We start from the raw sequence: 25,594 nt of genomic DNA on the forward strand, positions 1-25,594 counted from the left end.
CCTACTCCGCCGCAATCTGGCGCGGGGCCGGCGGCGGATTTGCGAGGTCGGCGGCGAGCTGAGCGTAGCGCGCTTTCGCGTCGTTCACCGCCTTCTCCTTCACGGGGCCGTAGCCGCGGATGCGCTCGGGCAGCGACAACAGCTCGACGGCGATCTCGGCATTGGCGGGCGACAGCAGGCTGAGAACGATCGCGACGTCCTTCTCGTAGCCCGCGATCAGGTCTCGCTCCATCTTGCGTTCGGCCGCGTAGCCGAAGATGTCCAGTGGTGTGCCGCGCAGGCCCTTCAGCTTCGCCAGCAGGCGGAACATCTTCATCATGCCCGGCCCAAAGCTGCGCTTCTTCGGCCTCCCTTGCGGATCGAGGCCGGAATTGAGGATGGGCGGCGCCAGATTGAAACTGATCTTGTAGTCGCCCTCGAACGCGTCATGGAGCTGCTTCTCGAACGTGCCGTCGGAGAACAGGCGCGCGACCTCGTACTCGTCCTTGTAGGCCAGCAGCTTGGCGTAGTTGATGGCGACTGCGCGCGGCAGCGCCTCGCCGTAGCCGCCCTGGTCCGCAGCGTCGCGCACCTGATCGACCAGCTTGCGGTAGCGCTTGGCGAGCCGCGCATTCTGATAGCCGGTGAGCAAGGCCATGCGATGAGCGATGATCTCGTCGAGCGTCATCGCCTCAAGCGACTTCGGCGGCACCGCCTCGTCCTTGCCGGTCATCATGTCGGCGAGCCGCTCGGGATTGACCACCGCGAGACGGCCGAGCCGGAACGCCTCGGTGTTCATCTTGATCGCGACGCCGTTGATCCCGATCGCCTTCTCGATCGCCTCTGCCGACAGCGGCAGCAGGCCCTTCTGATAGGCATACCCCATCATCATCATGTTGGTGGCGATGCTGTCGCCAAGCAGCGCCTCGGCCGGCTTGGTGAAATCGAGGAAGCTCGAGTCCTTGTGCAGCGCCGTTTCCAGCAGGCTCGTCACCTTGCGGTTCTGGAAGTTGAAGTCGCGGTTGAGGACGAAATCGGCGGTCGGGATCAGATGGCTGTTGATGACGCCATGGGTGCGCGCGCTGTCGCACAGCGTGATCGTCTCCTTGGCGCCCGCCACCACCTCGTCGGCGGCGATGACGAGATCGGCGGTGCCGGTGACGATGCGCGAGCAGGTCACGTCGGCGGTGTTCTCCGACAGGCGCACGTGGCTGAGCACCGCGCCGCCCTTCTGCGCGAGGCCGGACATGTCGAGGATCATCGAGGCCTTGCCCTCGATATGCGCGGCCATGCCGAGCAGCGCGCCGATCGTCAGCACGCCGGTGCCGCCGACGCCGCCGACCGCGACGTTGTAGGGCCGGTCCAGCGACGGCTTGGTCAGGGGCTCCGGCATCTCGCCGATGTCGCCGAGTTCGGCCGGCGCGCGCGAGCGCGGCTTGCCGCCGTCGATGGTGACGAAGGACGGGCAGAAGCCCTTCACGCAGGAATAGTCCTTGTTGCAGGAGGACTGGTTGATGACGCGCTTGCGCCCCAGCTCGGTCTCCAGCGGCTCGACCGAGATGCAGTTCGACTGCACCGAGCAGTCGCCGCAGCCCTCGCAGACGGCCGGATTGATGAAGACACGGCGCTGCGGATCCTCCATCGTGCCGCGCTTGCGGCGGCGGCGCTTCTCGGCGGCGCAGGTCTGCACGAACACGATGGCCGAGGCGCCCTTGGTCTCGCGGAGCGTCTTCATGACGTTCTCGAGCTCGTCGCGATGCGCCAGCTTGACGCCGGGCGCGATGCTGTCGGCCGGATAGGCGTCCGGATTTTCCGAAACCAGATAGATCTCGCGGATGCCCTCGGCATGGAGCTGGAAGGTGATCTGCTGCGGCGACAAATCGCCGTCATGGCGCTGGCCGCCGGTCATCGCAACCGCGTCGTTGTAGAGGATCTTGTAGGTGATGTTGGCCTTGGAGGCGATCGACTGGCGGATCGCGAGGCTGCCAGAGTGGAAATAGGTACCGTCGCCGAGATTGGCGAAGATGTGCTTCTCGTCGGTGAACGGCGCGATGCCGACCCACGGCACGCCCTCGCCGCCCATATGGGTGAAGGTCTCGGTGTTGCGGTTCATCCACAGCGACATGAAGTGGCAGCCGATGCCGGCGAGCGCGCGGCTGCCCTCCGGCACCTTGGTGGAGGTGTTGTGTGGACAGCCCGAGCAGAAATACGGCGTGCGCGCCACCGGCGAGACCAGCTGCATCTGCGAGGCGTCGCGGCCGTTGAACCAGTCGGCCTTGGCGCGCAGCATCGCCTTGATCTCGGGATTGAGGTCGAGGCGGAGAAGACGCTCGGTCAATGAGCTGGCGAGCGAGGCGACGGAGAGCTCGGTGGCGAACGGCAGGAAGCGCTTGTCGTGCTCGTCCATCTTGCCGACGATGCGCGGGCGGACGTCGTCGCGCCAGTTGAACAGCTCCTGCTTGACCTGGTTCTCGACGATCTCGCGGCGCTCCTCGATGATGAAGATCTCCTCGAGTCCGACCGCGAACTGCCGCACGCCCTCCGGCTCCAGCGGCCAGGGCATGCCGATCTTGTAGAGCCGCAAGCCGATCCTGGCGGCGACCTCCTCGGTGATCCCGAGCTCGCGCAGCGCCTGACGGATGTCCTCATAGCTCTTGCCGGACGCCATGATGCCGTAGCGGGCGTTCGGTGAGTCCATCGTGATGCGGTTGACCTTGTTGGCGCGGGCAAAGGCGATCGCGGCAAAGCCCTTGTAGTCCTGCAGCCGGCGGTCCTGGTCGAAGCGGTCGTCGGGCCAGCGCAGATTGAGACCACCCGGCGGCATCTCGAAATCGGAGGGAATGACGAACGGCGTCATCTCGTCGTTGAGGTTGATCTCGGCGGTGGTCTCCACCGTCTCGGTGATCACCTTCATGCCGACCCAGCAGCCGGAATAGCGCGACATCGCGATGCCGAGCAGGCCCATCTCGATCATCTCGTGGATCGAGGACGGGTAGAGATAGGGCATCAGCGCCGAGATGAAGGCATGGTCGGACTGGTGCGGCACGGTGGAGGATTTGGCGCCGTGGTCGTCGCCAGCGAGACACAGCACGCCGCCGTTCTTGGCGGAGCCGGCCGCATTGCCGTGGCGAAACACGTCGCCGCAGCGGTCGACGCCGGGGCCCTTGCCGTACCAGATGCCGACGACGCCGTCATACCTGCCGCCGGGCGACAGTGCGAGCTGCTGCGAACCCCAGATCGCGGTCGCCGCGAGGTCCTCGTTCACGCCGGGCTGGAACTTGATGTTGTACTGCTCGAGATGCTTGCGGGCGGAGAACAGCTGCTGGTCGTAGCCGCCGAGCGGCGAGCCGCGATAGCCGGAGATGAAGCCGGCGGTGTTGAGGCCGGCGGCGCGGTCGCGCCGGATCTGGGCCATCGGCAGCCGCACCAGCGCCTGGATGCCGGTCAGGAAGATGTGGCCGGAGCTTGCGGTGTATTTCTGGTCGAGATTGATCTCGCTCTCGTTGAGTCCCATTCCGCCCTCTTGCCGTGCCTTGTCGGGGTGCGCGGCTGCCGCCGGCCGGCGGAAGCGCGCGTTCTGCCAATCATTTATGTCTGCTTTTGAAGAATGCGCATCACAAATCTCGTCTGCGCAGGGCAGCCAACCGAAATCGCAATTTCGTGGCGGGAGCCGGCCGCGGCTTTTGCGGTTTGTGTCGAAAACCCCTGCCGCCGCGAAATGGGATGATGCGTGGCATGGCTTTGGCGGCTGGGCGGACGGTTACTGAAGCGTTGTGGCCGTCGCGATTCCGGCACCAGACGAATTGTGCGATGCGACAAGACCGCCGCCGTTCATCCCCGATCGTCGCCCGCAAATACGAAGCGCGGCATGTTCCATTTGTAGCGGATCGCGAGCAGCCGGAACGACAGCCCGAGCGCGAATGTCAGCGCCGTCCACCATCCGCTGGCGATGCCGAGCGACAAGCCGGTCGCATAGACCAGGCCCGTCACGACGGACACGCTGGCGTAGAGCTCGGCGCGAAACAGCAATGGCACGTCATTGCACAGGATATCGCGCAGCACGCCGCCAGCGCAGCCCGTGATCATCCCGGCAACGATGACGATGCCGATCGGCACGTTCATCTGCCAGGCGATGTCGCAGCCCGTCATCGTGAACACGACGAGGCCGACCGCATCGAGAACGAGGAACGCCATGGTCAGCCTGTGAACCAGGCGCGCCATGGCGATCGTCACGAACGGCGCCAGCACGGTCAGCAGCAGCAAGGACGGGCGCTCGACCCAGGCGAGCGGATAGTGGCCGAGCAATACGTCGCGCAAGGTGCCGCCGCCGAGTGCCGTGATCGCCCCCAACAGACAGACGCCCATCCAGTCCATGCTGCGGCGTCCCGCTGCCAGCGCGGCCGTCATCGCCTGCGCCGCCAGCGCCACCCATGACAACAGATGCAGCACGCTGTCACCGGGCGGCAGGTTCCACATGAGGTGAGCTCCAGAAGTTCCAATAGAACGAGAATCGCAATGCTCGCGAGGAACCTTAGCGCGCCGTGCAACGATACAAATTGGGATTCGCGCAGGTTTCGCGGAACGGCCCGGAGCTGCCCTGGTTGTCAGGTGACAATCACGAGGAGGATGAGATGGCCAACGAACGGCTTCCCAACGAACGTTATCCCGACGGCATGAACCGTCCCGACATGTCCACACGTCCCGACATCACTGGGGCTGGAATGACGGGAACAGATTATGAGCGCACGCCGCCAGTGGACAACCGGCTGCAGCCCGATCTCGAGCCGACGAACGCCCCCAGCTCGACGGGCCGCATCGCGGCCTATGCCCTGGGCATCGCGATCCTGCTCGGCGCGGTGTTCTACGGCCTGAACAACATGTCGATGCGCAACGACCAGGCGAGCACCACACCGGCTTCGCAATCGGCCTCGACCACCAAAGATAACACCTCGACCGGCATGACGACCGGCGCCGCGGGAGATCGCACTACACCGCCGCCGGCGGCCCCGAGCGACAAGCCCAACGCCGTCAAGTAATCTCGCGGACGGCAATCAGCGGTCCCACTCCTGGGCGGCGGGTGAGCAATCATCCGCCGCCGCTTTTTTGGCGATTCCTCCAACAAATTACGCGAAGTGTGCGAGGGCCGCCGTGGAACCATGGCAGCGCGAACCGATTGGCTCATTGACACTCTCACCCAGGAGATACGTAATGAAAGCTCTCTCCATAGCTATCGCAGCCGCGGCAAGCACGCTGGCCGTGACCGCCGCTTCGGCGGCACCGATCTCTCCCGCAGCCCCAGCGGTCCCGCAACGCGACATCCAGAACGTCCGGATGGTCTGTAACGAGGAAGGCCGCTGTTGGCGCGAGCGCAGTGAACGCCGCGTCATCATTCAAGGCGAAGATCGCGATTCCTACGCGTACGCTCCGCGTGAGCGCTACATCGAGCGGCGCGGCTATGAAGACCGCGGCGGCATCGGCTTCCGCGCCCCGGGCGTCAGCGTCGGCATCGGGACGGATCGCTACTAAGCGATTTCCGCGAACTCAGACTGAAAAGCCGCGGCAGAGTCCGCGGCTTTTCTACAGGCGGATGAGATCGGGATCTGCGGGAGGACGGGCGCGCAGCCTGATCTCAACCGAAGATCTTGTTCAGCTCGCCGCCGGGATAGCCGTTGGCCAGTTCAGTGAAGGTGCCCTGCTCGGCCATCTCCTTGGCCGCCCGGATGAAGCCGGCCCAGGCCATCCGGGCCAGCGAACCGCCGACGCTGATGCGGCGCACGCCGAGCTCAGTGGCTTGCCCCAACGACAGGCCGGAAGCGCCGATCAGAAGGTTGACCGGCTTGGGCGCCACGGCTTTCACGACCGCAGTGATCTCCTCGATCGTCTTGATCCCGGGCGCGTAGAGACAATCCGCGCCAGCTTCGGCATAGGCTGTGAGGCGGTCGGTCACGAGCTTGAGGTCGGGCTTGCCCCAGAGAAACGCCTCGCAGCGGCCGGTCAACAGCACGTCGGCGCCGGTCGCATCGATGGCCTGCCGGGCCGCGCGGATACGCGCGATGGCGAGCGCGCGCTCATAGAGCGGATCATCCTTGTCGCCCGTGGAATCCTCGATCGACAGACCGGCGACGCCGGTCGCGACCGCGCGCGTGACGTTGGCCGCCACACCCTCCGGCGCATCGGCGAAGCCGCCCTCGAAATCGGCATTCACGGGAATGTCGACGGCGGCGCTGAGCGATTTCAAATGGGCGAGCACCTCATCCAGTTCGACCTTGGTGTCCGCCTTGCCAATCGACCACGCGAAGCCGGCGCTGGTGGAGGCGATCGCGTTGAAGCCGAGATGCTGCAGCATCTTCGCCGTGCCAACGTCGAACGGGTTCGGCAGCACGAAGCAGCCGGCCTCGTGCAACTTGCGAAAGGCCGCGCGCTTGTCCGCCGTGTTGGTCACCGTCATGTCATCCTCCCATGCATCGTCGCGTTGTGTGGCAGCATAGAGCCGCGATCATTGCGCCGCCACGACATCGCGCAAGAATGTTCGCTCTTCGCCCAGAATGAGCTTGTGCTCCTCGGCCAGCGCGAAGTTCGCCCGGCCCTCGGCATCGCCGCGCAAGGTCGCGCGATAGCGCTCGTAAGCCGCGAGACTGTCGAATGAAATCAGGCCGTAGGCGATGTCGTTGGTGCCTTCGTGAGGCATGAAATAGCCGATCAGGTCGCCGCCACAGCGAGGAATGATCGACAGCCAGCGCTTGGCATAGGCTTCGAACACGTCGCGCTTGAACGGATCGATGCGATAGCGGATGAAGACGGTGATGGTCATGACAACCTCCGGTGAGTTCTGTATCATCGACACTATCCGCTTGCCCGGCGAGAATGCTTCGGCTAGCATCGAAGTATGAAATCAGGTCCGGACATTGCGATGGTGGCGGCGCTGGTCGGCGATCCCGCCCGCGCCAACATGCTGACTGCGCTGCTGTCGGGCCGCGCGCTGACCGCGACCGAGCTCGCCCAGGAGGCCGGCGTGACGCCGCAGACGGCGAGCTCGCATCTTGCCAAGCTCGAAGGCGGCGGCCTGATCGAGCCGGAGAAGCAGGGCCGTCACCGCTACTACCGGCTCGCCGATCCCGACGTCGCCGACGTGCTGGAGAAGCTCGCCGGCCTCGCCGCGCGCGCCGGCCACATGCGGGTGCGCACTGGACCAAAGGAGCCGGAGCTGCGCCGCGCGCGCATATGCTACGACCACCTCGCCGGCGATCTCGGCGTGCAGATGCTCGACAGCATGACGAGGCAGAAGCTGGTGCGCCGGCGCAAGCAGGAGATCGTGCTGACCGAGGACGGCGAACATTTCCTGGCGCAGCATCTGCGGATCTCGCCGGAAATGCTGGCGCATCCCCGCCGGCCCGTCTGCAAGGCCTGTCTCGATTGGAGCGCGCGGCGGCATCATCTCGCGGGCACGCTTGGCGCAGCGTTGATGAAGCGCTTCACCGAGCTGAAATGGGCGGCGCGCGATGCCACCCCAGGCAGCCGCGTGGTGAATTTCAGCCGCGCCGGCGAAAAGCATTTCGCGGCGCTGTTCGGTCCGGCCGAAGACTGACGATCACGCGCTCTTTATCGCAGCGCCTTCCTGCCTTGCGGCCAAAACCAACGCGGGGCACGGAACGACCATCTCATTCCCGTCTTTCCTGGAATCTCCATGTCCCGTTTCGCCGGGCGCGACAATCGCCGCGAAAGCGAGCACCGCATCGCAGAGGACGACGCCGCGCGAGCCCTACGGCATCAATCTCGAAGGCTTCCCCTACCCCGTACCCGGTCAGCCTGCTGGCTCTGTTCAATGACGGCGAGCAGAACGCGCCGAAGGCCCCACTCGCGACGGAAGCAGCGCTTGTCGTGAGGCAGCTGTGCCGACATCACCAGTGGTGACGACGGTGCCAACGGCGGCGCCAGTGCCGATGATGGTGATGCCAGCCCCAATGACGGCGCCGCCAACCCCAATGCCGCCGGCGCCAGCCCCAATGATGGCCGTGACCATGGTGTCCGTGATGATGACCGTGATGCCCCCAGCGAACCTGCTCCGGCGCGAGCCGATCGGCCTCATCCTGCGAACCGACCGCGCGCTCGACGTGCTGATCCCTTGCTGAAGGCGCCGCTTCGTTCAGCGGCAACGGCGAGAGCGGCGCAGCGACCGCATCGGTGGTGCGGAGCACGGCGCCGGCCGCCGCCGCGCAGCCGAACCCGAATGCCAGCTTGAGGAAATTCCGTCGTTCCATCGCACGCCTCCATGATCCACGAGCCAGAGCATGAAGTGAGTATTCGGCCGATCACCTGAACGTGAGCTGAACTGGCGCATGGCACCACCATGGCTCTGCCACCTTCGCCGATCTTGGTACGCGCCGCCGGCCGATCACTCCTCGACCGCCTGCGCCAGCACGAAGCTCTCGCGCGTCCGCGTCACGTCGGGCCAGTCGCGATTGAAGTCGGCAATCAGGCGCCTCATCTCGTCGCCGCCGACGGCGCGCTCCATCGCGTCGATGGCATCGAACTGATACATCGCCTGATGCGCACCGCCGGATCAGCGAGACTCCACACCCGCCATGCCTTGCGCACGCCGAAACTCCTGATCGCGTCGGGGCAGATGAACGTTCGCGATACCAGCGATCGAACTCATCGCGCCGCGATGGATCAGGCACGGTCGCGCGCACGACGAAGATGGCTGACGGCATCGAGTTTCCTCCGGTCCGTGTTGGTGTCGTCACGGAGCACGATCAAAAACGCGACCTTGCCGTCGTCTCGATCATCGCCGCGCGATGACGGGAGACTATCAAAATCAACGAGGCCCGGAGTGCCTAGGAGTCCGGGCCTCGTCACCTCGCGACCTCGCGCGAGCGAAGCCGGTCGGTATTCAATGAAATCTAGCGCCCGTTCACACGGATCGCATTGAGCTGGCTCAAAACGTCAGTAGCAGCGCGTGATCGTGACGGAGTGATCGCCGCCGCGGCGGCCCGGTACCGTCACGGTCTGCATCGGACAGCTCGACACATAGGGGCGATCGGACGGCACGACATTCGGCGGATAGCGGTGAACCCAGTCCCACGGGACGTCATAGGTATAAGTGTAGCGCACGTCGGCCGACGTGTGCTCGGGGATCTGCTGCGGCACGGGCTCGCCAGGGCCGCCATAGGCGAAAGCGCCGGCGGCCGGCAGATAGGAACGATAGCCGCGGTGGTGGTGACGGACGAAGGGCCGCGCGCCAAGCGCCGGCGGGACGACCTGGCTCGGCCCCGCCTGACCGGCGGCAACGGGCGCAGCCACCGCGGCGCCGGACTGGGCCGACGCGGCCTCGGAGGAGAACATCAGCGCGGCGGCTGCCGCGCAGACGACCAGAACTCTGGAATTCCGATATGCCGATGTTCCGACAGCCATGATACGCGACCCTACTCTTCTGACCCACCAGCGATCGATAAATGCTAGGCCAGCGGCCCAGTTCCCGCAAACCCATCGTTAAAGGTTAGTTAAGCCGTAAGCTTAACGCCAGTGGGCGGAAACGGCGCAGATTGCCGCGCCGCTCCGGCGGCAGCGCGCTGCGGTCGCCGGACTTCGTCAAATACGAAGGCGACACGCCGGGGCGCCGCCCTCCCACTTCTTCACTCCCCCTCAGAGCGGCAGATTGTCGTGCTTCTTCGCCGGCATTTCCATTTTCTTGTCGCGGAGCATGGCGAGTGCACGCGCGATGCGGCGGCGGGTGGAGTGCGGCATGATGACGTCGTCGATGTAGCCGCGCTCGGCGGCGATGAATGGCGACAGGAAGCGGTCCTCGTATTCCTTGGTGCGCGCGGCGATCTTCTCCGGGTCCGCCATGTCGGCGCGGAAGATGATCTCGACCGCGCCCTTGGCGCCCATCACCGCGATCTGCGCCGTTGGCCAGGCGTAGTTCATGTCGGCGCCGATCTCCTTGGAGGCCATGACGTCGAAGGCACCGCCATAGGCCTTGCGGGTGATGATCGTGACCAGCGGCACCGTGCACTGCGAATACGCGAACAACAGCTTGGCGCCGTGCTTGATCAGGCCGCCATATTCCTGCGCGGTGCCCGGCAGGAAGCCCGGCACGTCGACGAAGGTGACGATCGGGATGTTGAAGGCGTCGCAGAAGCGGACGAAGCGCGCGGCCTTGCGCGAGGCATCGCTGTCGAGCACGCCCGCCAGCACCATCGGCTGGTTGGCGACGAAGCCGACGGTGCGGCCGGCGATGCGGCCGAAGCCGGTGACGATGTTCTTGGCGAAGCCTTCCGCGATCTCGAAGAAGTCTCCCTCGTCGACGACCTTCAGGATCAGCTCCTTCATGTCGTAGGGCTTGTTCGGATTGTCCGGGATCAGCGTGTCGAGCGACATGTCGACCCGCTCGATGTCGTCGAAGCTCGGCCATTCCGGCACGCCGTCGCTGTTGTTCGAGGGCAGGAAGTCGATCAGGCGGCGCATCTGCAGCAAGGTCTCGACGTCGTTGTCGAACGCGCCGTCGGCGATCGAGGAGCGCGTCGCGTGCACCGAGGCGCCGCCGAGCTCTTCCGCGGTCACGACCTCGTTGGTGACGGTCTTCACGACATCTGGGCCGGTCACGAACATGTAGCTCGTGTTCTTCACCATGAAGATGAAGTCGGTCATGGCCGGCGAATAGACGTCGCCGCCGGCGCACGGGCCCATGATGACGGAGATCTGCGGGATCACGCCGGAGGCCAGCACGTTGCGGCGGAACACATAGGAATAGCCCGCGAGCGCCGCGACGCCCTCCTGGATGCGGGCGCCGCCGGCGTCATAGAGGCCGATGATGGGCGCACGCGCCTTCATCGCCATGTCCTGCAGCTTGGTGATCTTCAGCGCGTGGGTCTCGGACAGCGAGCCGCCGAACACGGTGAAGTCCTTGGCGAACACGAAGGTCTTGCGGCCGTTGACAGTGCCCCAGCCGGTGACGACGCCGTCGCCCGGGACCTTGGTCTTCTCCATCCCGAACTCGGTCGAGCGGTGCTCGACGAACATGTCGAACTCCTCGAAGCTGCCCTTGTCGAGCAGCAGCTCGATCCGCTCGCGGGCCGTCAGCTTGCCGCGGGCATGCTGCGCCTCGATGCGCCTCTCGCCGCCGCCGAGCCGTGCGCCGGCGCGCCGCGTCTCCAAGGTGTCCAGGATGTCCTTCATGCGCGTCCCGCCCGTTCCCGATCTCGTGAGTGTTGGCGGCCTTCTAACACGGCTATTTCGGAGGCGAAAAGCGGCTTTCGGACGGGCCGCCCCTCCTCCCACAGTTCGGAATTGGAAGCAGAATCATGGATATGGCCGTTCGACCAAGCCTTGCCGATCCGGCTGACGACGCAGCCCGGGGCGCCGTGCGGGGCGGCGTCCGCCTGCTGTTGCGGCTCGAAGGGCTGGTGCTGGCGGCCGCGGCAATCGCCTTCTACGCCCATCGAGGGGACTCGTGGTGGCTGTTTGCGGCCCTCTTCCTGGGGCCCGACCTCAGCTTTGCCGGCTATCTCGGCGGCCCCCGGATCGGAGCGGCCGTGTACAACGCCGCGCATGCCACGCTGCTGCCGGCCGCCCTGCTCGCGGTCGGACTGGCGCTCGGCGTGCCGCTGGCGACCCAGCTCGCCACCATCTGGCTCGCCCATATCGGCGTCGACCGGCTGGTCGGCTACGGCCTGAAATACACCGACGGCTTCGGCTTCACCCATCTCGGCCGGATCGGGCCCGCCGCGCCGCGAGGCTGAACGCCGGATGCAGGGACCTGCCGCGACCGGTAGGATGCCGGCATGATCCGATTCCGAGACATGGCCGGCCTGGACCGGCGCAGCCTGCTGCGCGGCGCACTGCAGGCCGGGCTGGTGACGCTCGGCACGCCGCTGGCGCGCACGGCGCTCGCCCAGGCTCCGCCGCTGAAATCCAACCCGTTCACGCTCGGCGTCGCCTCCGGCGATCCCAGCCCCGATGGCTTCGTGATCTGGACCCGGCTCGCGCCCGAGCCGCTGCAGCCGCGTGGCGGCATGATCGCGCTGCCGCGCGAGGTGAGCTGGGAGGTCGCGACCGATCCGGCGATGACGACCATCGTGCAATCCGGCATTGCGGTCGCCCGCATCGAGCTGGCGCACTCCGTCCATGTCGAGATCGAGGGCCTCGCTCCGGCCCGCGACTATTTCTATCGCTTCCGCCTGCCGGAGGCGGAGAGCCCGATCGGGCGTGCGAGGACCTTTCCCGCCGCCGGCGCCGACGTCGCGCAGATGCGGTTCGCTTCCGCCGGCTGCCAGGAATGGGACCGCGGCTTCTACACGGCGTGGCGTGCGATCGCGCAGGACCATCTCGACTTCGTCTTCCACTATGGCGACTACATCTACGAGAATGCGTACGCCGCCGAGTCCAAGGGCGTGGCGCTGCCGCGCACCATGCCGAAGCATTTCGCCACCTGCTACACGCTGCCGGAGTACCGGCAGCGCTATGCGCTTTACAAGACCGATCCCGACCTGCAGGCCGCGCACGCCGCCTGCCCGTTCCTGCCGAGCTTCGACGATCACGAGGTGATGGACAATTGGGCCGGCGATCGCGACAAGCGCGACACGCCGCCGGAGGCGTTCCTGTTCCGGCGCGCCGCCGCCTTCCAGGCCTGGTACGAGCACATGCCGGTGCGCTGCGCGCAGTTGCCGCGCGGGCCCGACATGCTCGCTTTTCGCCGCCTCGCCTTCGGCAGGCTCGCCGACATCGCCGTGCTCGACACCAGGCAATACCGCTCGAAGCAGCCCTGCGGCGACGGCATCAAGGCCTGCCCCGAGGCCGACCAGCCGAGCCGCACCATGATGGGCGCGCAGCAGGAGCGGTGGTTCGCCGAGGGTCTGCGCGGCAGCCGCGCAACCTGGCAGGTGCTGGCACAGCAGGTGATGTTCGCCCCGCTCGACTGGCGCTCGTTTCCGTGGCTGCCGTCGTCGGACGTGCCGCTGCGCAGCCTCGACAAATGGGACGGCGCCAGCGCCGCGCGCGACCGCGTCATGCAGATGCTGCGCGAGGCCGGCATCACCAACACCGTCGTGCTGACCGGCGACCTGCACAAGGGCGTCGCGCTCGAGCTGAAGCAGGATTGGCGCGATCCGGCCTCGCAATGCGTCGGCGTCGAATTCCTGGCGACCTCGATCTCGTCGGACGGGGACGGCTTTGCGCGCTACGATAACGAGCCGACATTGTTCGCCAACAATCCGCATCTGAAGTTCTTCAGCAACCAGCGCGGCTACATCAGACATGTCGTGACGCCGGCCCGCTGGCAGGCCGACTACCGCGTCGTCGACCGCATCAGCGTAGCTGATGGCACCGTGTCGACCGCGAAATCCTTCGTCACCCTGGCCGGCAAGCCGGGGCTGGTCGACGCCTGAGGCGACGCGCGCGCGGCAAGGCCGCCGCCGCGTCGTGTGGCGATCGGCTCGCTGACAGCAGCCGGTCGTCCTGCCGCGTAGGGTCGAGGTCATGACTGGGGCGCACCGTGCTTGGCGTGATCGCACCCGGAGAGATTTCGCTTGAAGTCGCCGCTTCGAGGCATGACGTCGCGATCCCCGCGGCGGAGTGCGCCCGGGTTTTGCTTGAGTTCGTCCCCTTCCGTGGAAGAAGAGGCGCAAGGAAGGCCGGGAGCCTGCCGCCCCCATGGCCCCCGTGCAGAGAAAATGCACGGGGCAGGAACCACAGGTTCGGCTGGGACTTCCCGGCCCTCCCTGCGCGATGGTTTGAACGGGTTATACGTGATCTCCCCGGGGACCGGCTTGATTGCCCCCGTCGCCAGCGGATCATCCCCACCGACTTGGCCTCAGCACCGGGAGGCCAGGACCACACGATTTCGCCGTCGCATCGCTCCGTTCGTCGGCCCGATCGTGAGACCAGGCTGCAGACCGACACGCCCACCGCATCCCCGGCCCGACGTTCGTGACGATCGCGAAACGTCCCTCTTGGCGGGCCGGGATGCGCGGAAATGTGGAGCTGATTTGCCCGACGGTGCAAGTGATCAGTCCGCGACAAACTGGCACGACGGGCAGTTCGGGCATGGATGATATGCGAGGATTGCCCGTCGGGCAGAGGCCTCCTCTCTGTCCATCGCTTTCTGGACAACTATGACGACGGCCTCTCCACGCCATAGTCGAATTCGCCAGCAAAGCTGAGCCTGCTGGCCAGCTCGGGCACCTTAAGCTATGGTTGCGTGTAAGGCAGGCGGCTCCTCACATCCTGCCGAAGGGCATCTATGGCTGGCGCCTGGACCGATGAGCAGAACGACGCCATTGTCGCCGATTATTTCGCGATGCTCGCGGATGATGTCGCGGGGAGACCGTACAACAAAGCCGAACGTAACCGTGCCGTGCAGGCATCGACCGGCCGAACACGCGGTTCGATCGAGTACAAGAATCGAAATATCAGTGCCGTACTCAAGGGGCTCGGCGAAGAATGGATCGCTGGCTACAGGCCCGCCTTCAATTTTCAGTCCTCACTCGAAGTTGCCGTAGCTCGCTGGCTGGACCGCAACCCGGAATGGCTCGCACGAACGACGCGGGCGACAGCGATCTCATTAGGATCAGGCTATGGGGAGCCTCCGCCACTGTGGATCGGACCGCCTCCAACACACAGCAACGCGCCTCCCCCTGAAGAGCTCGAACAGATGGTGGTGATTGCCAGAAAATATGATGTGGGGGCACGGGACGCGCGCAATCGCGCGCTCGGCCGCGCCGGTGAAGAACGCGTTCTGGCCCATGAGCGCTCAACTCTGCTGGCCGCAGGCCGGACCGATCTCGCGCGCCAAATTCGATGGGTTTCCGACGTCGATGGCGACGGCGCGGGCTATGACATCAGGAGCTTCGAACCCGACGGTCGAGAACGGCTCATCGAGGTTAAGACGACGAACGGCTGGGAACGCACGCCATTTCACATCACTCGAAATGAGCTCGCGATTGCCGAAGCGTATCGCGACGACTGGCTCCTGGTGCGACTATGGAATTTCGCCCGAGATCCGCGAGCCTTCGAGTTGCGACCTCCCCTCGAAGCGCATGTCTCGTTGATGGCGACGAGCTATCAGGCTAGCTTTCTGTAGCGATCAAATCCCGCAGCGCACCACACGCTGCGTTGTCCACCAGTCTCGCTCTTCGCAGGTCGTGACGCCGTTTGACAGCTCCGTGATCCCTCGTTCTACTTGGTTGCCAAGCCGCAACAAGCGGCGAGCCAGGAGGACGGTCATGGAGCGACATAATAGTGCCGCGCCGTCGGCGCTTGATGCGCCCGCTCGTTTCAGACTTACAGACGCATTGCCTCGAGCCGCTCGACGATCGCTGCGGCTGACGGCAGCGACCGTCGTCACGATCCTGCTGACCGCGGCCGGTCTCAGCCTCTGCAGCCGCGCCCATGCCCAAGGCATCCCCAAGGACACGCCTGCCCGGATCGAGATGTATCCGATCCCCTCGCTCACATTGTCCGACCGGCAGTTCCTGTCCGGCGACGACAATGGCAAGCCGGTCACGGTCGTGGGCGAGCTGCGCGTCGCGCAAGGCAGCGGCCGGCTGCCGGTCGTGGTGCTGATGCATGGATCGGGCGGCGTCGGCGGCAACATCGCGGCGTGGAGCCGCACCTTCAATGCGATGGGGATATCGACCTTCGCGATCGACGGCTTCACCGGACGCGGCATCACCGCCACCAGCACCAACCAGGCGCAACTCGGCCGGCTCAATTTGATCATGGACATCTATCGCTCGCTCGACGTGCTGGCGAAGCATCCGCGCGTCGATCCCGAGCGCATCGTGCTGATGGGATTTTCGCGCGGCGGTCAGGCGGCGCTGTATGCGAGCCTGGAGCGTTTCCACAAGCGCTGGAACAATTCCGGGCTGCAATTTGCCGCCTACATCCCGTTCTATCCGGACTGCTCGACGACCTATGTCGGTGAGACCGATGTGGTGGCGCGGCCGATCCGGATCTTTCACGGCGGACCGGACGACTACAATCCGGTGCGGACCTGCAAGGCCTATGTCGAGCGGCTGAAGGCAGCGGGCCGCGACGTTGCGCTGACCGAATATCCGGACTCGCCACACGGCTTCGACCTCGGCCTGCTCGGCGCCAACATGCTCGCCGTCGCGCCGAAGGCGCAGACCGTGCGCAACTGCCGCATCAAGGAGAGCGACGGCGGGATGCTGATCAATGCCGAGACGCAGCAGCCCTTCACCTATCAGGACGCCTGCGTCGAGCTCGATCCGCATGTCGGCGGCAATCCCGCCACCGCGGAGGCCGCGCGCCAGGCGGTAACGGACTTCCTGCGCACGCTGTTCAAACTGTCGTGAGCAAAAATAGAACGATTTGGATCAATTCTTGAGGTGACAGATCGAACGCATCGGGTGTTCCTGCGTTGTCGCTCACTTTTCGACGATGAAACGGAGCCCGATGATGCGCGCCTCTCGCCTTGCGATCCCCACGTTGCTGACTGCCCTTGCTCTGGCCGGCGTTGCCCATGCCGCGCCGGCCTCTCCGTTCCGCGGGCTGGAAGGCTCCTGGACCGGCGGCGGCGTGCTGAGCATGTCCGACGGCAATCAGGAGCGGTTGCGCTGCCGCGCGGCCTATGACGTCGGCGGCGCCGGCGAGCAACTGCGGCTCAACATCCGCTGCGCCAGCGACAGCTACAACATCGATCTCTCCAGCGACGTCGCCTATCGCGGCGGCGAGATTTCGGGGCAATGGAGCGAGGCAAGCCACAATGCCTCCGGCACGATCGAGGGCCGCGCGGTCGGCAACCGCATCGAGGCGCAGGCGCGCGGCCAGACGTTTTCGGCCGGGCTGTCGCTGACGACGCAGGGACGCCGGCAGACGGTGTCGATCCGGCCGGCGGGCACGGAGATCACCGGCGTCAATTTGGAGCTGTCGCGGCGATAGGCACTGACACCACCACGTCATTGCGAGCGAAGCGAAGCCATCCAGTCGCCGGACTTGGCACGAGCCTGGATTGCTTCGTCGCTTCGGTCCTGGCCATGACGACGCGGCGATGAGGGTTGATGTTCGACGATGTCGCGTGATGAACCGTAGGGTGGGCAAGTGCCGCCGTGAGGCGGCGCATGCCCACCGCGGCTTGCGCGCCGAGACCGATGGTGGGCACGGCGCGTGATACTGCCCTCGACAACTAACAGCGACTCACGCGCCTTTGCCCACCCTACGACACGACGGCATCACAGCGCTCCGATGTCCTTCAGGCAGGCTTGCGCCAGCGTCATGCGGTCCGCAACATGGCGCTCCTCGGGGCAATCCATGTTGAGCGCGAACACCGTGGGCTGGTCACCCTTGTCGACCCAGCCGACCATCCAGCCAAGCGAGCCCTGCTCCTTGGCCAGCAGCCCCGACTTGAAATGGATCACGGCCTCGCCGACCTTGGTGGTCGGTATGATGTCGCGGGTCAGATCCTGGCTGCGCTTCGACACCGGCAGCGCGCCGCGCCTGAGGCGATCGATGAAATCGACCTGCTCGACGGGATCGATGCGAAGCGCGCCTGTCAGCCAGAACTGGTCGATGCCGCCGCCGATGTCGTGATTGCCGTAGTCGAGCTCCTCGAGATATTTCTGCATGCGCTCAGGACCGATCCGGCGCGCGATCTCCTGATAGACCGGGACGGCGGAGACCGCGATCGCGCTGCGCAAGGTGTGATCCTTGTTCCAGGCCTCGATCGACCTCGTGACGCCATCCCATTTGAACACGTCCTTGTCGGGATCCTCGACAACGCCGGTCTCCAGCGCGATCAGCGAATTGGCGATCTTGAAGGTCGAGGCCGGCAGCTTCGCCTCGCCGGAGCGATCGGTGTCGCTGGCGATGATGAGATACTCCTCGACCTTGTAGGCCAGGAACGTGCCCTTGGTGCCCTCGTCGGTGAAGCGCTTGACGAGATCGCCACGGACCTCGTTGCGCGGCGGGGCGACATGCGCGAGCGAGCGCGCGGGCAACAGGCTGGCGCCGGCCATCAGGGCAAGCGCATGGCGGCGGCTCATCATGGACATCGCAAGTCTCCGTCGTCGTTCGCCCTCCCTACCACACGGCGGTGACGACCGACGCATGACGGAGATCACAAATGCGGCGCTAGCGCATCGGACGCGACAGATTGAGCACGAACACCAGCACCTCGGCGACGGCCTTGTAGAGCTCCTCCGGGATCTCGTCGCCGAGCTCGACATTGGAGAGCGCGCCGGCGAGCACCTCGTTCTCCTCGATCGGTATGTCGTGCGCCTTGGCGACCTCGATGATCTTGGCGCCGATCGTGCCCTTGCCCTTGGCGACGACGCGCGGCGCGCCCTGGCCCTTGTCATAGTGCAAGGCGACGGCGAGCTGGGTCTTGTTGGCGGCCTTCACCTCGATGCTCATAGCGCGCGATCCAGGAAATGGCCGGCCTTGGGCGGCATCACGGCCGGCGGCGCGCCGTCCTGCACCACGAGATCGCCCGGCGACAGCTCCGCGCGGCTGAGGGCTTGGCTGAGTTCGGAGAGACCGGCGCGCAACCGCGCGGCGGTGACCGGACGCTCGGCCCACATCCGCACGGAGGTGCGCTCGGCGCTGAAGCTGATCATGGCATGCACCGGGCCGGCCGGCTCGACGTCGAGCGAGAAGCGCGCCCGCCAGACGCGCTTGGCCGCGTCCGGCGACTGCGTGCCGCCGTCACGCGAGATCTCGAACTGTGCCATCGCGGTCCCTTGCGGGGTGGCGAAGGGAATCTCGAAATTCCAGCGCGGCAGCGCCGGATCGGTGCGCGCGGTCGAGGCGTCCGGGCGATCCGGCAGCGAGGCGACCTGCAGCAGGGTCTGGCGCGACAGCGCCTGGTCGGTCTCGTCGAGCAGGCGGTGCGCGATCGCCGGCAGCGGCGTGTCCGGGCCGAGCGTCGCCGTCGCCACGGCCTGCGGCATCGGCGCAGCCCCGCGGAACGGCGGCGGCGGCGTGTTGGTGCGCACGACCATTTCGGCGCGGCCATTGGCGTTGCGTCCGGGAACGAGGCCGGCGGCACGCGGAATCTGCTGCTGCGCTTCCTGCAGCACGGCCAGCACCGTGCCGGGCGTGAGCGACTGCGCCTTGGCGCCCGTCAGGGTCTCGATCAGCGCCGAGCCGGTGAAGCCGGCAGACACGGTGTCGGGCCGCCCCATTGCCGTTGCCCAGGGCTGGGGCGGCAGCTCGATCTCGATGTCGGGCACCAGCGAGGGTGCAGCGCTCTGTTGTTGCGCGGCGGCGGCGCGGCCGGCCTCGGACAGCACCGAGGCATAGGAGCCTCCCGGCGACGCCGACGTCGAGGCCGCCATGCCGGGATCGACAGTCTGCAGCACCGTCGCCAGCGTCTGGCGCAGCACGATCAGCGCCGCCTTCAGGTCGGGCGTGCCGGCGCCGGCGGTGCCATTGGCGAGCGAGGATTCCAGAAACAGGCCGGAAAGCCGCACCGCGCTCTGCACATCCTCCGCGGTCAGCGCCGGCGATAGCTGGGTCTGCTGCGCCAGCACCTGGGCCACGGCCGCGCGCAACGCCGGCGGAAGATTGGGCGCGTCGGCGACGGCCTGGAGATCGGCGAACAATTGGCCCTGGCTGCCCTGGCGGGTCGCCGCCTCCTCGCTGGCGATCGACAATGCGAGCCGCTCCAGCCCGGTCAGCGGATCCGGCGGCGGAGGCAGCGCCGGTGCCAGCCGGCCGGTGACGTCGACGACGGTGGCGGCCGGCGTCGGGGTGCCACTGGTTCCAGTGGCAGCGCTGCCGCCCTGCCCGACGATGGCGAGCTGCAACCCCTGCGCCGTCTGCGACACCGCCACCTGCACGGTCTGGCCGGCCTGCAGCGGCAGCTCGCTGGCAAGCTCCATCGACAGGTTTCCGATCGCGACCTGGACCAGGTTCTCGGCGAGCACCTGCTGCACCCTGGCGCTGAGCAGCGCACCGGCCTGTAGCGTGGTCGCGGCCTGCGGCGCGGTTCCGGCCGGCGAGCTGCCGACGCCGCGGACGGCGCTCACGGAAGGCGACGGGGTGACACTCTGGACCATGCGCGTACTCGGGTTACGCGCAGAGCCTAACGGGTGCCCCTAAACCCGGCGTTAACCGGGCCTCAGAGCGCGGCGTCGACCGCCCGGAGGATGCGGACGGCGGCCTCGTAGTCGATCTGCTTGGCGGCCCGGCGGCTCATCGCCTCCTCGTCGGCCCCCCATTGCGCGACGTTCCAGTCCTCGTCGACATGGGCCGCCGCCCAGACCTGGCCGGGGTCGCGCACCCCATGCGCCAGCGCCAGCGCCAGCAGCGCCGAGCCGGTCAGCGTGGTGACGACATGCGTCGCCGCCACCGTCCACAGGCCGGTCGGCAGCGCGCCCCGCGCCGCCTGCACTGCGGCCTCCGGCTGGGTCACGTGCACGATGCCCTCGGACAGGATGAAATGCGCGCCTAGGCCGTCGCGCGCCCAGTCCAGCACCGGGTCCCAATGCTCGGCCTCGCGCGCGACCAGCCCCTCGGGGTGGCCGGCGCGGTAGAACAACAGGTCGGACTGGAGATATTTGGCGATGTCCTCGCGCACGTCGTCGGTGCGGTCGACCACCGACTGCACGACGCTGTTGGCGAACCGCGTCAGCGGCATCGTGGCGGGATCGATGTTCTCACCCTGGGCCTGCCACTCGGCGGCCACTGCCTCCGCCAGCTCCCCGGCGGGAACGATGACGACGCGCCCCGACGGCGTGCGGATCGGCCGGCCGTCGAGAGTGACGTGGAAGCCGCCCTCGGCTGCGGTGGTGGCCGCGTCCTTGTAGAAGCGCTTGCGCAGCGGCGTCCGCATCGCCTGGCGCGCCGATTCCTGCGGATCGAGCGGCGACCGGCCGACGACGTCGTCAAACAGTTCACGCATCAGAATTCCAGCCCTCTCGCGGGATGATCACAAGGGATCCGTCGTTTTCGCGCTAGATAAGCCCTGTCCGCCCGAAATGCGAGCTGCCGATGCGTGCCCTGCTGTCCGCCCTCGTCCTGATCGGCAGCGCCGCCCCGGCCGCGGCCGGCTTCCGCACCCCGGAATCGCTGGTCCGCAACGTCTATGCCCATTACGGCCAAGGCGTGCCGGAACTCTCCGCCGGGCTGCCGCGGACGGCCGAGGTCGCCCGGCAGTTCTTCGATCCGAGCCTGGCGAAAGCCTGGACCGCCCCGCGGCGCGAGCCCTACGACTTCCTGGTGCAGAGCCCGCGCTGGAAGCTCGGCCCGGTCGCGATCTCGATCCTGCGCAAGCAGTTCGACAAGACCTATGTCGCCGCCAGCTTCGACAATCAGGGCCACCGCGTGACGATGAACTTCATCGTGGTCAAGGGACCGGACGGCTGGGTCATCCTGGACGTCGAGACGCCGCACGATTCACTGCGGCTGTTCCTGGAGCAGTTCCGGAACTGAGCGGCTGCGTAGCCCGGATGAGCGCAGCAATATCCGGGGTCTCACGAGCTGTACCGGTGAACCCGCATGTCACTTCGATCATGCGGGCTACGAAGCCCGCGCTCACTCCTCCGGCGCGTTCTCGATCGGGTCGAAGCGGTCGTGCTCGAGCCCGAGCAGATTCCACGACTGCAGCATGTGCGGCGGCAGCGGTGCGGTCGCATCGATCACGCCGCCGCGCGGATGCGGGATGACGATGCGGCGCGCCAGCAGATGCAGCCGGTTCTGCAGGCCGCCGGGCAGCGCCCAGTTCTCGATGTTGAAATATTTGGGATCGCCGACGATGGGGTGGCCGATATGGGCCATGTGCGCGCGCAACTGATGGGTGCGCCCCGTGACCGGCTTCAAGGACACCCAGGCGAGCTTGTTGGCCGAGGCCTCGACCACGGCGTAGTAGGTCACCGCGTGGCTGGCGCCCTCGTCGCCATGCGCGGCGACGCGCATGATGGTGTCCTCCTCGCTCTCCTCCTTGGCAAGATAGGTCGAGATGCGGCCCTGCTTCGGCTTGGGCACGCCGGCCACCAGCGCCCAATAGACCTTGCGGGCCGAGCGATGGCGAAACGCGCCGGTCAGATGGGTCGCCGCAAAGCGGGTCTTGGCGATCAGCAGACAGCCCGAGGTCTCGCGGTCGATTCGGTGCACGAGCCGCGGCTTCTGGCCCTTGGCGTCGCGCATCACCTCCAGCATCTGGTCGATGTGGCGGGTCATGCCGGAGCCGCCCTGCACCGCGAGCCCGGCCGGCTTGTTGAGGACGAGCACGTCGTCGTCCTCGTACAGCGTCATCGCCTTCAGGCTTTCGAGCGTCTTGCGCTCGCCCTCGGTGAGGCCGGCGCGCTCCCTGGGCGCATCGAGCTTGAGCGGCGGAATGCGCACGCTCTGGCCCTCTTCCAGGCGATCCTTGGAATCGGCGCGCTTGCCGTTCACCCGCAGCTCGCCTTTGCGGACGATGCGCTGGATGTGGGAGAACGACAGGCCGGGGAAGCGCGCCTCGAGGAAGCGGTCGACGCGCATGCCGTTCTCGTCGGCGGTGACGACGACGGTCTGCACCTTGGTCGGCAGCAGCGGCGTCTCGGGCTCGGGCTTCTTCGGCGGCGGTGCGGCGACCGGCTTGCGCTCGGCCCGCTCGGCGCCAAAGCGCACGGGCTTGCCGGCACTGGCGCGCTTGGCCGGCGGCCGCTCGCGCGACTCGAACGCGTCGCGACGATCCTCGCGCTCGGCGCGCGGGGCGCGGACGCGATCGCCCTTGCCCCGACCAAACTCGCTACGCGGCGCCGCCTCGCGCTCGCCGGCAAAACGGTCGCGCCGCGACCGCTCGCCATCCGGACGCTTGGATGGCTCGCGCTTGGCTGGCGCGCCTGCGCTGCGCGCAGCCTCGGCCTTCGGCCGCTCGCCCTTGCGGCGGTCGGCGGGACGGTCGGATTTGCTCTGGGTTCGCTTGATGCGGCGGCTCATGGCAGGTTGCGTATCTCAAAAGCCACTGCCAGTCACGGCGAAATCGGGATAAATCGGCCCGGCGAGGCCTTGCCCCGCGAAATCGGACGTGATCGGAGCGAATTGAATGACGCTGGCGAAAGTGGCCCTGACGATCGTAGCGACCGCGCTGACGCTGGGTGCCGCGCAAGCTCAACAAAGCCCGATGCCCGACGACATTGCCTGGAAGCTGATCGAGATCGGCCGGGCCATCGACCCGCCGAAGACCGCCGCGATCTACGCGCCGCTGCAGGCCAGGGAACCCTACATCGGCGTCAAGGTTCAGCGCGATGTGAGATACGGCACGGCCGAGCGCAATCTGCTCGATGTCTTCACGCCGGACAGCGCCGCCGCGCCCCGCCCGATCCTGATCTTCGTGCATGGCGGCGCCTTCATCGGCGGCAACAAGCGCACCACGCCGGATGGCCCGTTCTACGACAACATCATGCTATGGGCCACCAAGCACGGCTTCGTCGGCATCAACATCACCTACCGCCTGGCGCCGAAATTCCCCTGGCCCGCCGGCGTCGAGGACGTCGCCAGCGCGGTGCAATGGGTGGCCGCCCACGCCGCCGAGAACGGCGGCGATCCCGCGCGCATCTATCTGATGGGCCATTCGGCCGGCGCGGTGCACGTCGCGACCTATGTAGCGCATCCCGAATTCCACAAGGTCGCCGGTGGCGGCCTTGCGGGCGCGATCATGGCCTCGGGCGTCTACGACCTCACCGCGACGCCGCTCGGCGACCAGGAGATGGCCTATTTCGGCACCGATCCCTCGCGCTTCAAGGAGCGCTCGTCGCTATCAGGCCTGCAGGCCTCGAGCCTGCCGCTGATGATCGCCTCCGCCGAGCTCGACCCGCCGCGCTTCGTCGAGCAGTTCGACCTCTTGAAGCAGGCCGCCTGCAAGCGGCCTGCGGGCTGTGCGCGCGCGGTGATGCTGCCGCAGCATAGTCACATGTCGGAGGTCTACTCCATCAACACCGAGGACGACCGGCTGACGCGGGAGATCGTGGAGTTCGTGCAGAGCGGGAAGTAAACTAACGATCTGCTGTCACCGCAACGACGGCAGCTCTCTCAACCTAGGACGCGCCGGGTCGTCGGGCGCGTCCTCCGGCCCTAGCGCTGCGCGCGCAATTGGAGAGACTGCATTTCCGCTGCAGCGCTTGCGTCTATTTTCCGATCACCGATATGCTGACATTCTTTGGAATGTTGATTGGGTCGCTGGACTGGTTGGCAAAGTCCATGTGCCACCAGGTATTATCTATGAAGACGCTGATTACAGGAAGCGCTCCCGACTGTTTAACGGTGATGTTGTTACCGTTGCTCTGGAAGCTTGTTCCGATGCCGGCATTCACAGTATCGATGGTGCCGCCAGAAGACTTGGCAAGATCGAAGACCTCGGTCTCCTTGTCTCCAATGAATTTGATCTGCGAATGCCAGTTTAAGCGGACCGGCCGTGCCGCACTGGGCACAACGCTCAACGAAACTGCGTAGGTGCCAGCCCTCAACCTGTCGCAAGTCCATGAGAACGAATTGCCTCTAGTCACGGGTCCGGGGTCATCGGTCTGTGTAATAACACACCGGTTGGCGAATTTTTGCTCCGGAGGAATCGGAGGCGGCAAAGGCGTCAGAATCAGCGAATCGGAAAAACCGGCGTTTGCATCGTCGTTGAGCGCCAGCATGGAGGACTTGGCCGGTCTGTCGATGACGATAATTTTTTCACCGGCACTCACCGTTCCCGGCAGGGAGGCGTCCTTCGCCGCGGCACCCATCCATTTCACAGGAAGCGGGTTGGGACTGCCGCCAACCACGCCGTAAACTACACGGAACGACAGGTCGGAATCGGTTGCCTTGTCGGGAACAATGTACAAGCCTCGACTCTTCTGCCTGATACATTCCTTGTAAGCATCCGCCGCCTCGGCCCCGAGGCCTGTCCAAGAGATGTTGTGGAATTGCTCCTGCGAAAAACTCTCCGTCGTGCTTGTCTTGTAGCGGTCGATACTCTCACGGAACTGGTCGTAATTTGCGCCCACCGGCACTCCGTATATGACAGCAGATGCACCGGCCGATTCCTTGATCTTGTTATAAGCCTCCTTGTCTACGAACGTAGCCATTCGCCAATCGGACTTGGAAGCATCTATTTTGTTGTAGGTAGAGACGATCAGTGCTGCGTTGCACTCCGACAAGGACGCAGCCGCTGCACTTCCAGCGCCGAAAATCACAAGGCTTACAGTGGATGCGACCGCTCCCAGCTTGAATATCATGGCTCGCTCCTGCGGGTATGAATTGTAAAAAAAGCTTTCCTAATGAGAGGAAGCTGCCCTTAAAGAATCGCCTTGTCCAGCTCCGAAAATGAGTTGCGACCGGACAGGGTCTCAAAACAACTAGGGCTGCTGTCGAACTGCAGTCCCGCCTTCACAACACTCACCGACAACGCACTTGTCGAAGTTTGACGCATGTCACGATCGTTGGGCCAACGAGAAAGATGAGCCGGACGCGCGACGCAAAAATCGGTCTCGGGATTTCAAAAGTAGTCGCCAGAGTCGATGAAGGTGTCAAGCGAAGTCCAAGATCGATCCCGACTGCTTAACCGAAGGCCGCATCGCGACCGCTGCACCCAACGGCAGGCTTGCTGCACTGCGCAAGATGGCGGAAGCTAGAAGAAGGGCCGCGGTACCAGTCTGATTTTCTTGCTGGACGGTAAAATCAACGTAGTCCG

General features: G+C 66.0%; 23 protein-coding genes and 2 pseudogenes. 11 read left to right on the forward strand and 14 right to left on the reverse strand.

The window, feature by feature from the left end; all coding sequences use genetic code 11:
- Position 1: 1 nt before the first annotated feature.
- Both QW881_RS06175 and QW881_RS06180 read right to left on the reverse strand, forming a co-directional pair.
- Positions 2–3,493, reverse strand: a complete 3,492-nt coding sequence (locus tag QW881_RS06175; RefSeq protein ID WP_316158623.1) for an indolepyruvate ferredoxin oxidoreductase family protein — start codon at positions 3,491–3,493, stop codon at positions 2–4.
- A 317-nt stretch (positions 3,494–3,810) separates the two neighbouring features.
- Positions 3,811–4,455, reverse strand: coding sequence for a trimeric intracellular cation channel family protein (locus QW881_RS06180; RefSeq protein WP_315754270.1), 645 nt, complete (start codon positions 4,453–4,455; stop codon positions 3,811–3,813).
- A 155-nt stretch (positions 4,456–4,610) separates the two neighbouring features.
- Here QW881_RS06180 and QW881_RS06185 point away from each other — a divergent pair, with 155 nt between their 5' ends.
- Positions 4,611–5,015, forward strand: coding sequence for a hypothetical protein (locus QW881_RS06185; protein ID WP_315754268.1), 405 nt, complete (start codon positions 4,611–4,613; stop codon positions 5,013–5,015).
- A 172-nt stretch (positions 5,016–5,187) separates the two neighbouring features.
- Positions 5,188–5,505: a hypothetical protein gene (locus QW881_RS06190; protein WP_315754266.1), complete on the forward strand. Its 318-nt coding sequence runs from the start codon at positions 5,188–5,190 to the stop codon at positions 5,503–5,505.
- A 103-nt stretch (positions 5,506–5,608) separates the two neighbouring features.
- Here QW881_RS06190 and QW881_RS06195 read toward each other — a convergent pair whose 3' ends face one another.
- Both QW881_RS06195 and QW881_RS06200 read right to left on the reverse strand, forming a co-directional pair.
- On the reverse strand, positions 5,609–6,427 hold the full coding sequence (locus tag QW881_RS06195; RefSeq protein ID WP_315754264.1) for an isocitrate lyase/phosphoenolpyruvate mutase family protein: 819 nt from the start codon (positions 6,425–6,427) through the stop codon (positions 5,609–5,611).
- 48 nt (positions 6,428–6,475) lie between these two features.
- Positions 6,476–6,790: an NIPSNAP family protein gene (locus QW881_RS06200; RefSeq protein WP_315754262.1), complete on the reverse strand. Its 315-nt coding sequence runs from the start codon at positions 6,788–6,790 to the stop codon at positions 6,476–6,478.
- 75 nt (positions 6,791–6,865) lie between these two features.
- Between QW881_RS06200 and QW881_RS06205 the strand changes: the two genes are divergently transcribed.
- On the forward strand, positions 6,866–7,564 hold the full coding sequence (locus QW881_RS06205; RefSeq protein WP_315737631.1) for a winged helix-turn-helix domain-containing protein: 699 nt from the start codon (positions 6,866–6,868) through the stop codon (positions 7,562–7,564).
- Positions 7,565–7,688: 124 nt separating this feature from the next.
- A pseudogene (locus QW881_RS06210) lies at positions 7,689–7,815 on the forward strand (alpha/beta hydrolase); the annotation flags it as partial.
- Between the two features lie 62 nt (positions 7,816–7,877).
- Here the strand turns inward: QW881_RS06210 and QW881_RS06215 are convergent.
- From QW881_RS06215 to QW881_RS06230, 4 genes and pseudogenes are all read right to left on the reverse strand, one after another.
- Positions 7,878–8,237 (reverse strand): twin-arginine translocation signal domain-containing protein, encoded by a 360-nt coding sequence (locus QW881_RS06215; RefSeq protein WP_315737630.1) that lies wholly within the window; start codon positions 8,235–8,237, stop codon positions 7,878–7,880.
- A 134-nt stretch (positions 8,238–8,371) separates the two neighbouring features.
- Positions 8,372–8,690, reverse strand: a pseudogene (locus QW881_RS06220) (hypothetical protein).
- Between the two features lie 232 nt (positions 8,691–8,922).
- On the reverse strand, positions 8,923–9,390 hold the full coding sequence (locus QW881_RS06225) for a hypothetical protein (protein WP_315754256.1): 468 nt from the start codon (positions 9,388–9,390) through the stop codon (positions 8,923–8,925).
- 231 nt (positions 9,391–9,621) lie between these two features.
- On the reverse strand, positions 9,622–11,154 hold the full coding sequence (locus QW881_RS06230) for an acyl-CoA carboxylase subunit beta (protein ID WP_315754255.1): 1,533 nt from the start codon (positions 11,152–11,154) through the stop codon (positions 9,622–9,624).
- A gap of 125 nt (positions 11,155–11,279) precedes the next feature.
- On the opposite strand from QW881_RS06230, the gene QW881_RS06235 reads away from it, so the two are divergent.
- The 5 genes from QW881_RS06235 to QW881_RS06255 all read left to right on the forward strand — a co-directional run bounded on the left by QW881_RS06235 (position 11,280) and on the right by QW881_RS06255 (position 16,875).
- Complete coding sequence (locus QW881_RS06235; RefSeq protein ID WP_409998098.1) at positions 11,280–11,717, forward strand: DUF4260 domain-containing protein; 438 nt, start codon at positions 11,280–11,282, stop codon at positions 11,715–11,717.
- A 42-nt stretch (positions 11,718–11,759) separates the two neighbouring features.
- The gene (locus QW881_RS06240; protein WP_315754253.1) at positions 11,760–13,361 is read left to right on the forward strand and encodes an alkaline phosphatase D family protein; all 1,602 of its coding nucleotides are present in this window, start codon (positions 11,760–11,762) and stop codon (positions 13,359–13,361) included.
- An 854-nt stretch (positions 13,362–14,215) separates the two neighbouring features.
- The gene (locus QW881_RS06245) at positions 14,216–15,055 is read left to right on the forward strand and encodes a DUF3883 domain-containing protein (protein ID WP_315754251.1); all 840 of its coding nucleotides are present in this window, start codon (positions 14,216–14,218) and stop codon (positions 15,053–15,055) included.
- Between the two features lie 211 nt (positions 15,056–15,266).
- Positions 15,267–16,289, forward strand: coding sequence for a dienelactone hydrolase family protein (locus QW881_RS06250; RefSeq protein ID WP_316158620.1), 1,023 nt, complete (start codon positions 15,267–15,269; stop codon positions 16,287–16,289).
- Between the two features lie 100 nt (positions 16,290–16,389).
- Positions 16,390–16,875: a hypothetical protein gene (locus tag QW881_RS06255; RefSeq protein ID WP_315754247.1), complete on the forward strand. Its 486-nt coding sequence runs from the start codon at positions 16,390–16,392 to the stop codon at positions 16,873–16,875.
- 290 nt (positions 16,876–17,165) lie between these two features.
- Here QW881_RS06255 and blaOXA read toward each other — a convergent pair whose 3' ends face one another.
- The 4 genes from blaOXA to QW881_RS06275 all read right to left on the reverse strand — a co-directional run bounded on the left by blaOXA (position 17,166) and on the right by QW881_RS06275 (position 20,836).
- Positions 17,166–17,984 (reverse strand): OXA-1091 family oxacillin-hydrolyzing class D beta-lactamase, encoded by an 819-nt coding sequence (blaOXA, locus tag QW881_RS06260; RefSeq protein WP_315754245.1) that lies wholly within the window; start codon positions 17,982–17,984, stop codon positions 17,166–17,168.
- A gap of 79 nt (positions 17,985–18,063) precedes the next feature.
- Positions 18,064–18,345, reverse strand: a complete 282-nt coding sequence (locus tag QW881_RS06265; RefSeq protein WP_315714536.1) for an EscU/YscU/HrcU family type III secretion system export apparatus switch protein — start codon at positions 18,343–18,345, stop codon at positions 18,064–18,066.
- A complete protein-coding gene (locus tag QW881_RS06270; RefSeq protein ID WP_315754243.1) occupies positions 18,342–19,991 on the reverse strand; it encodes a flagellar hook-length control protein FliK in 1,650 nt (549 codons plus the stop codon). Before QW881_RS06270 ends, QW881_RS06265 begins: the two co-directional genes overlap by 4 nt.
- 62 nt (positions 19,992–20,053) lie before the next feature.
- On the reverse strand, positions 20,054–20,836 hold the full coding sequence (locus tag QW881_RS06275) for an ATP12 family chaperone protein (protein ID WP_315754241.1): 783 nt from the start codon (positions 20,834–20,836) through the stop codon (positions 20,054–20,056).
- Positions 20,837–20,925: 89 nt separating this feature from the next.
- Between QW881_RS06275 and QW881_RS06280 the strand changes: the two genes are divergently transcribed.
- Positions 20,926–21,366 (forward strand): hypothetical protein, encoded by a 441-nt coding sequence (locus tag QW881_RS06280; RefSeq protein ID WP_315754239.1) that lies wholly within the window; start codon positions 20,926–20,928, stop codon positions 21,364–21,366.
- Between the two features lie 102 nt (positions 21,367–21,468).
- Here QW881_RS06280 and QW881_RS06285 read toward each other — a convergent pair whose 3' ends face one another.
- The gene (locus QW881_RS06285; protein ID WP_315754237.1) at positions 21,469–22,857 is read right to left on the reverse strand and encodes an RluA family pseudouridine synthase; all 1,389 of its coding nucleotides are present in this window, start codon (positions 22,855–22,857) and stop codon (positions 21,469–21,471) included.
- 106 nt (positions 22,858–22,963) lie between these two features.
- Between QW881_RS06285 and QW881_RS06290 the strand changes: the two genes are divergently transcribed.
- Positions 22,964–23,911, forward strand: coding sequence for an alpha/beta hydrolase (locus tag QW881_RS06290; RefSeq protein ID WP_315754235.1), 948 nt, complete (start codon positions 22,964–22,966; stop codon positions 23,909–23,911).
- A 133-nt stretch (positions 23,912–24,044) separates the two neighbouring features.
- On the opposite strand, the gene QW881_RS06295 is transcribed toward QW881_RS06290, so the two are convergent.
- On the reverse strand, positions 24,045–25,139 hold the full coding sequence (locus QW881_RS06295) for a hypothetical protein (RefSeq protein WP_315754233.1): 1,095 nt from the start codon (positions 25,137–25,139) through the stop codon (positions 24,045–24,047).
- Positions 25,140–25,594 lie beyond the last annotated feature (455 nt).

Source organism: Bradyrhizobium sp. SZCCHNS3016 (genome assembly GCF_032484535.1).
Lineage (GTDB): Bacteria > Pseudomonadota > Alphaproteobacteria > Rhizobiales > Xanthobacteraceae > Bradyrhizobium.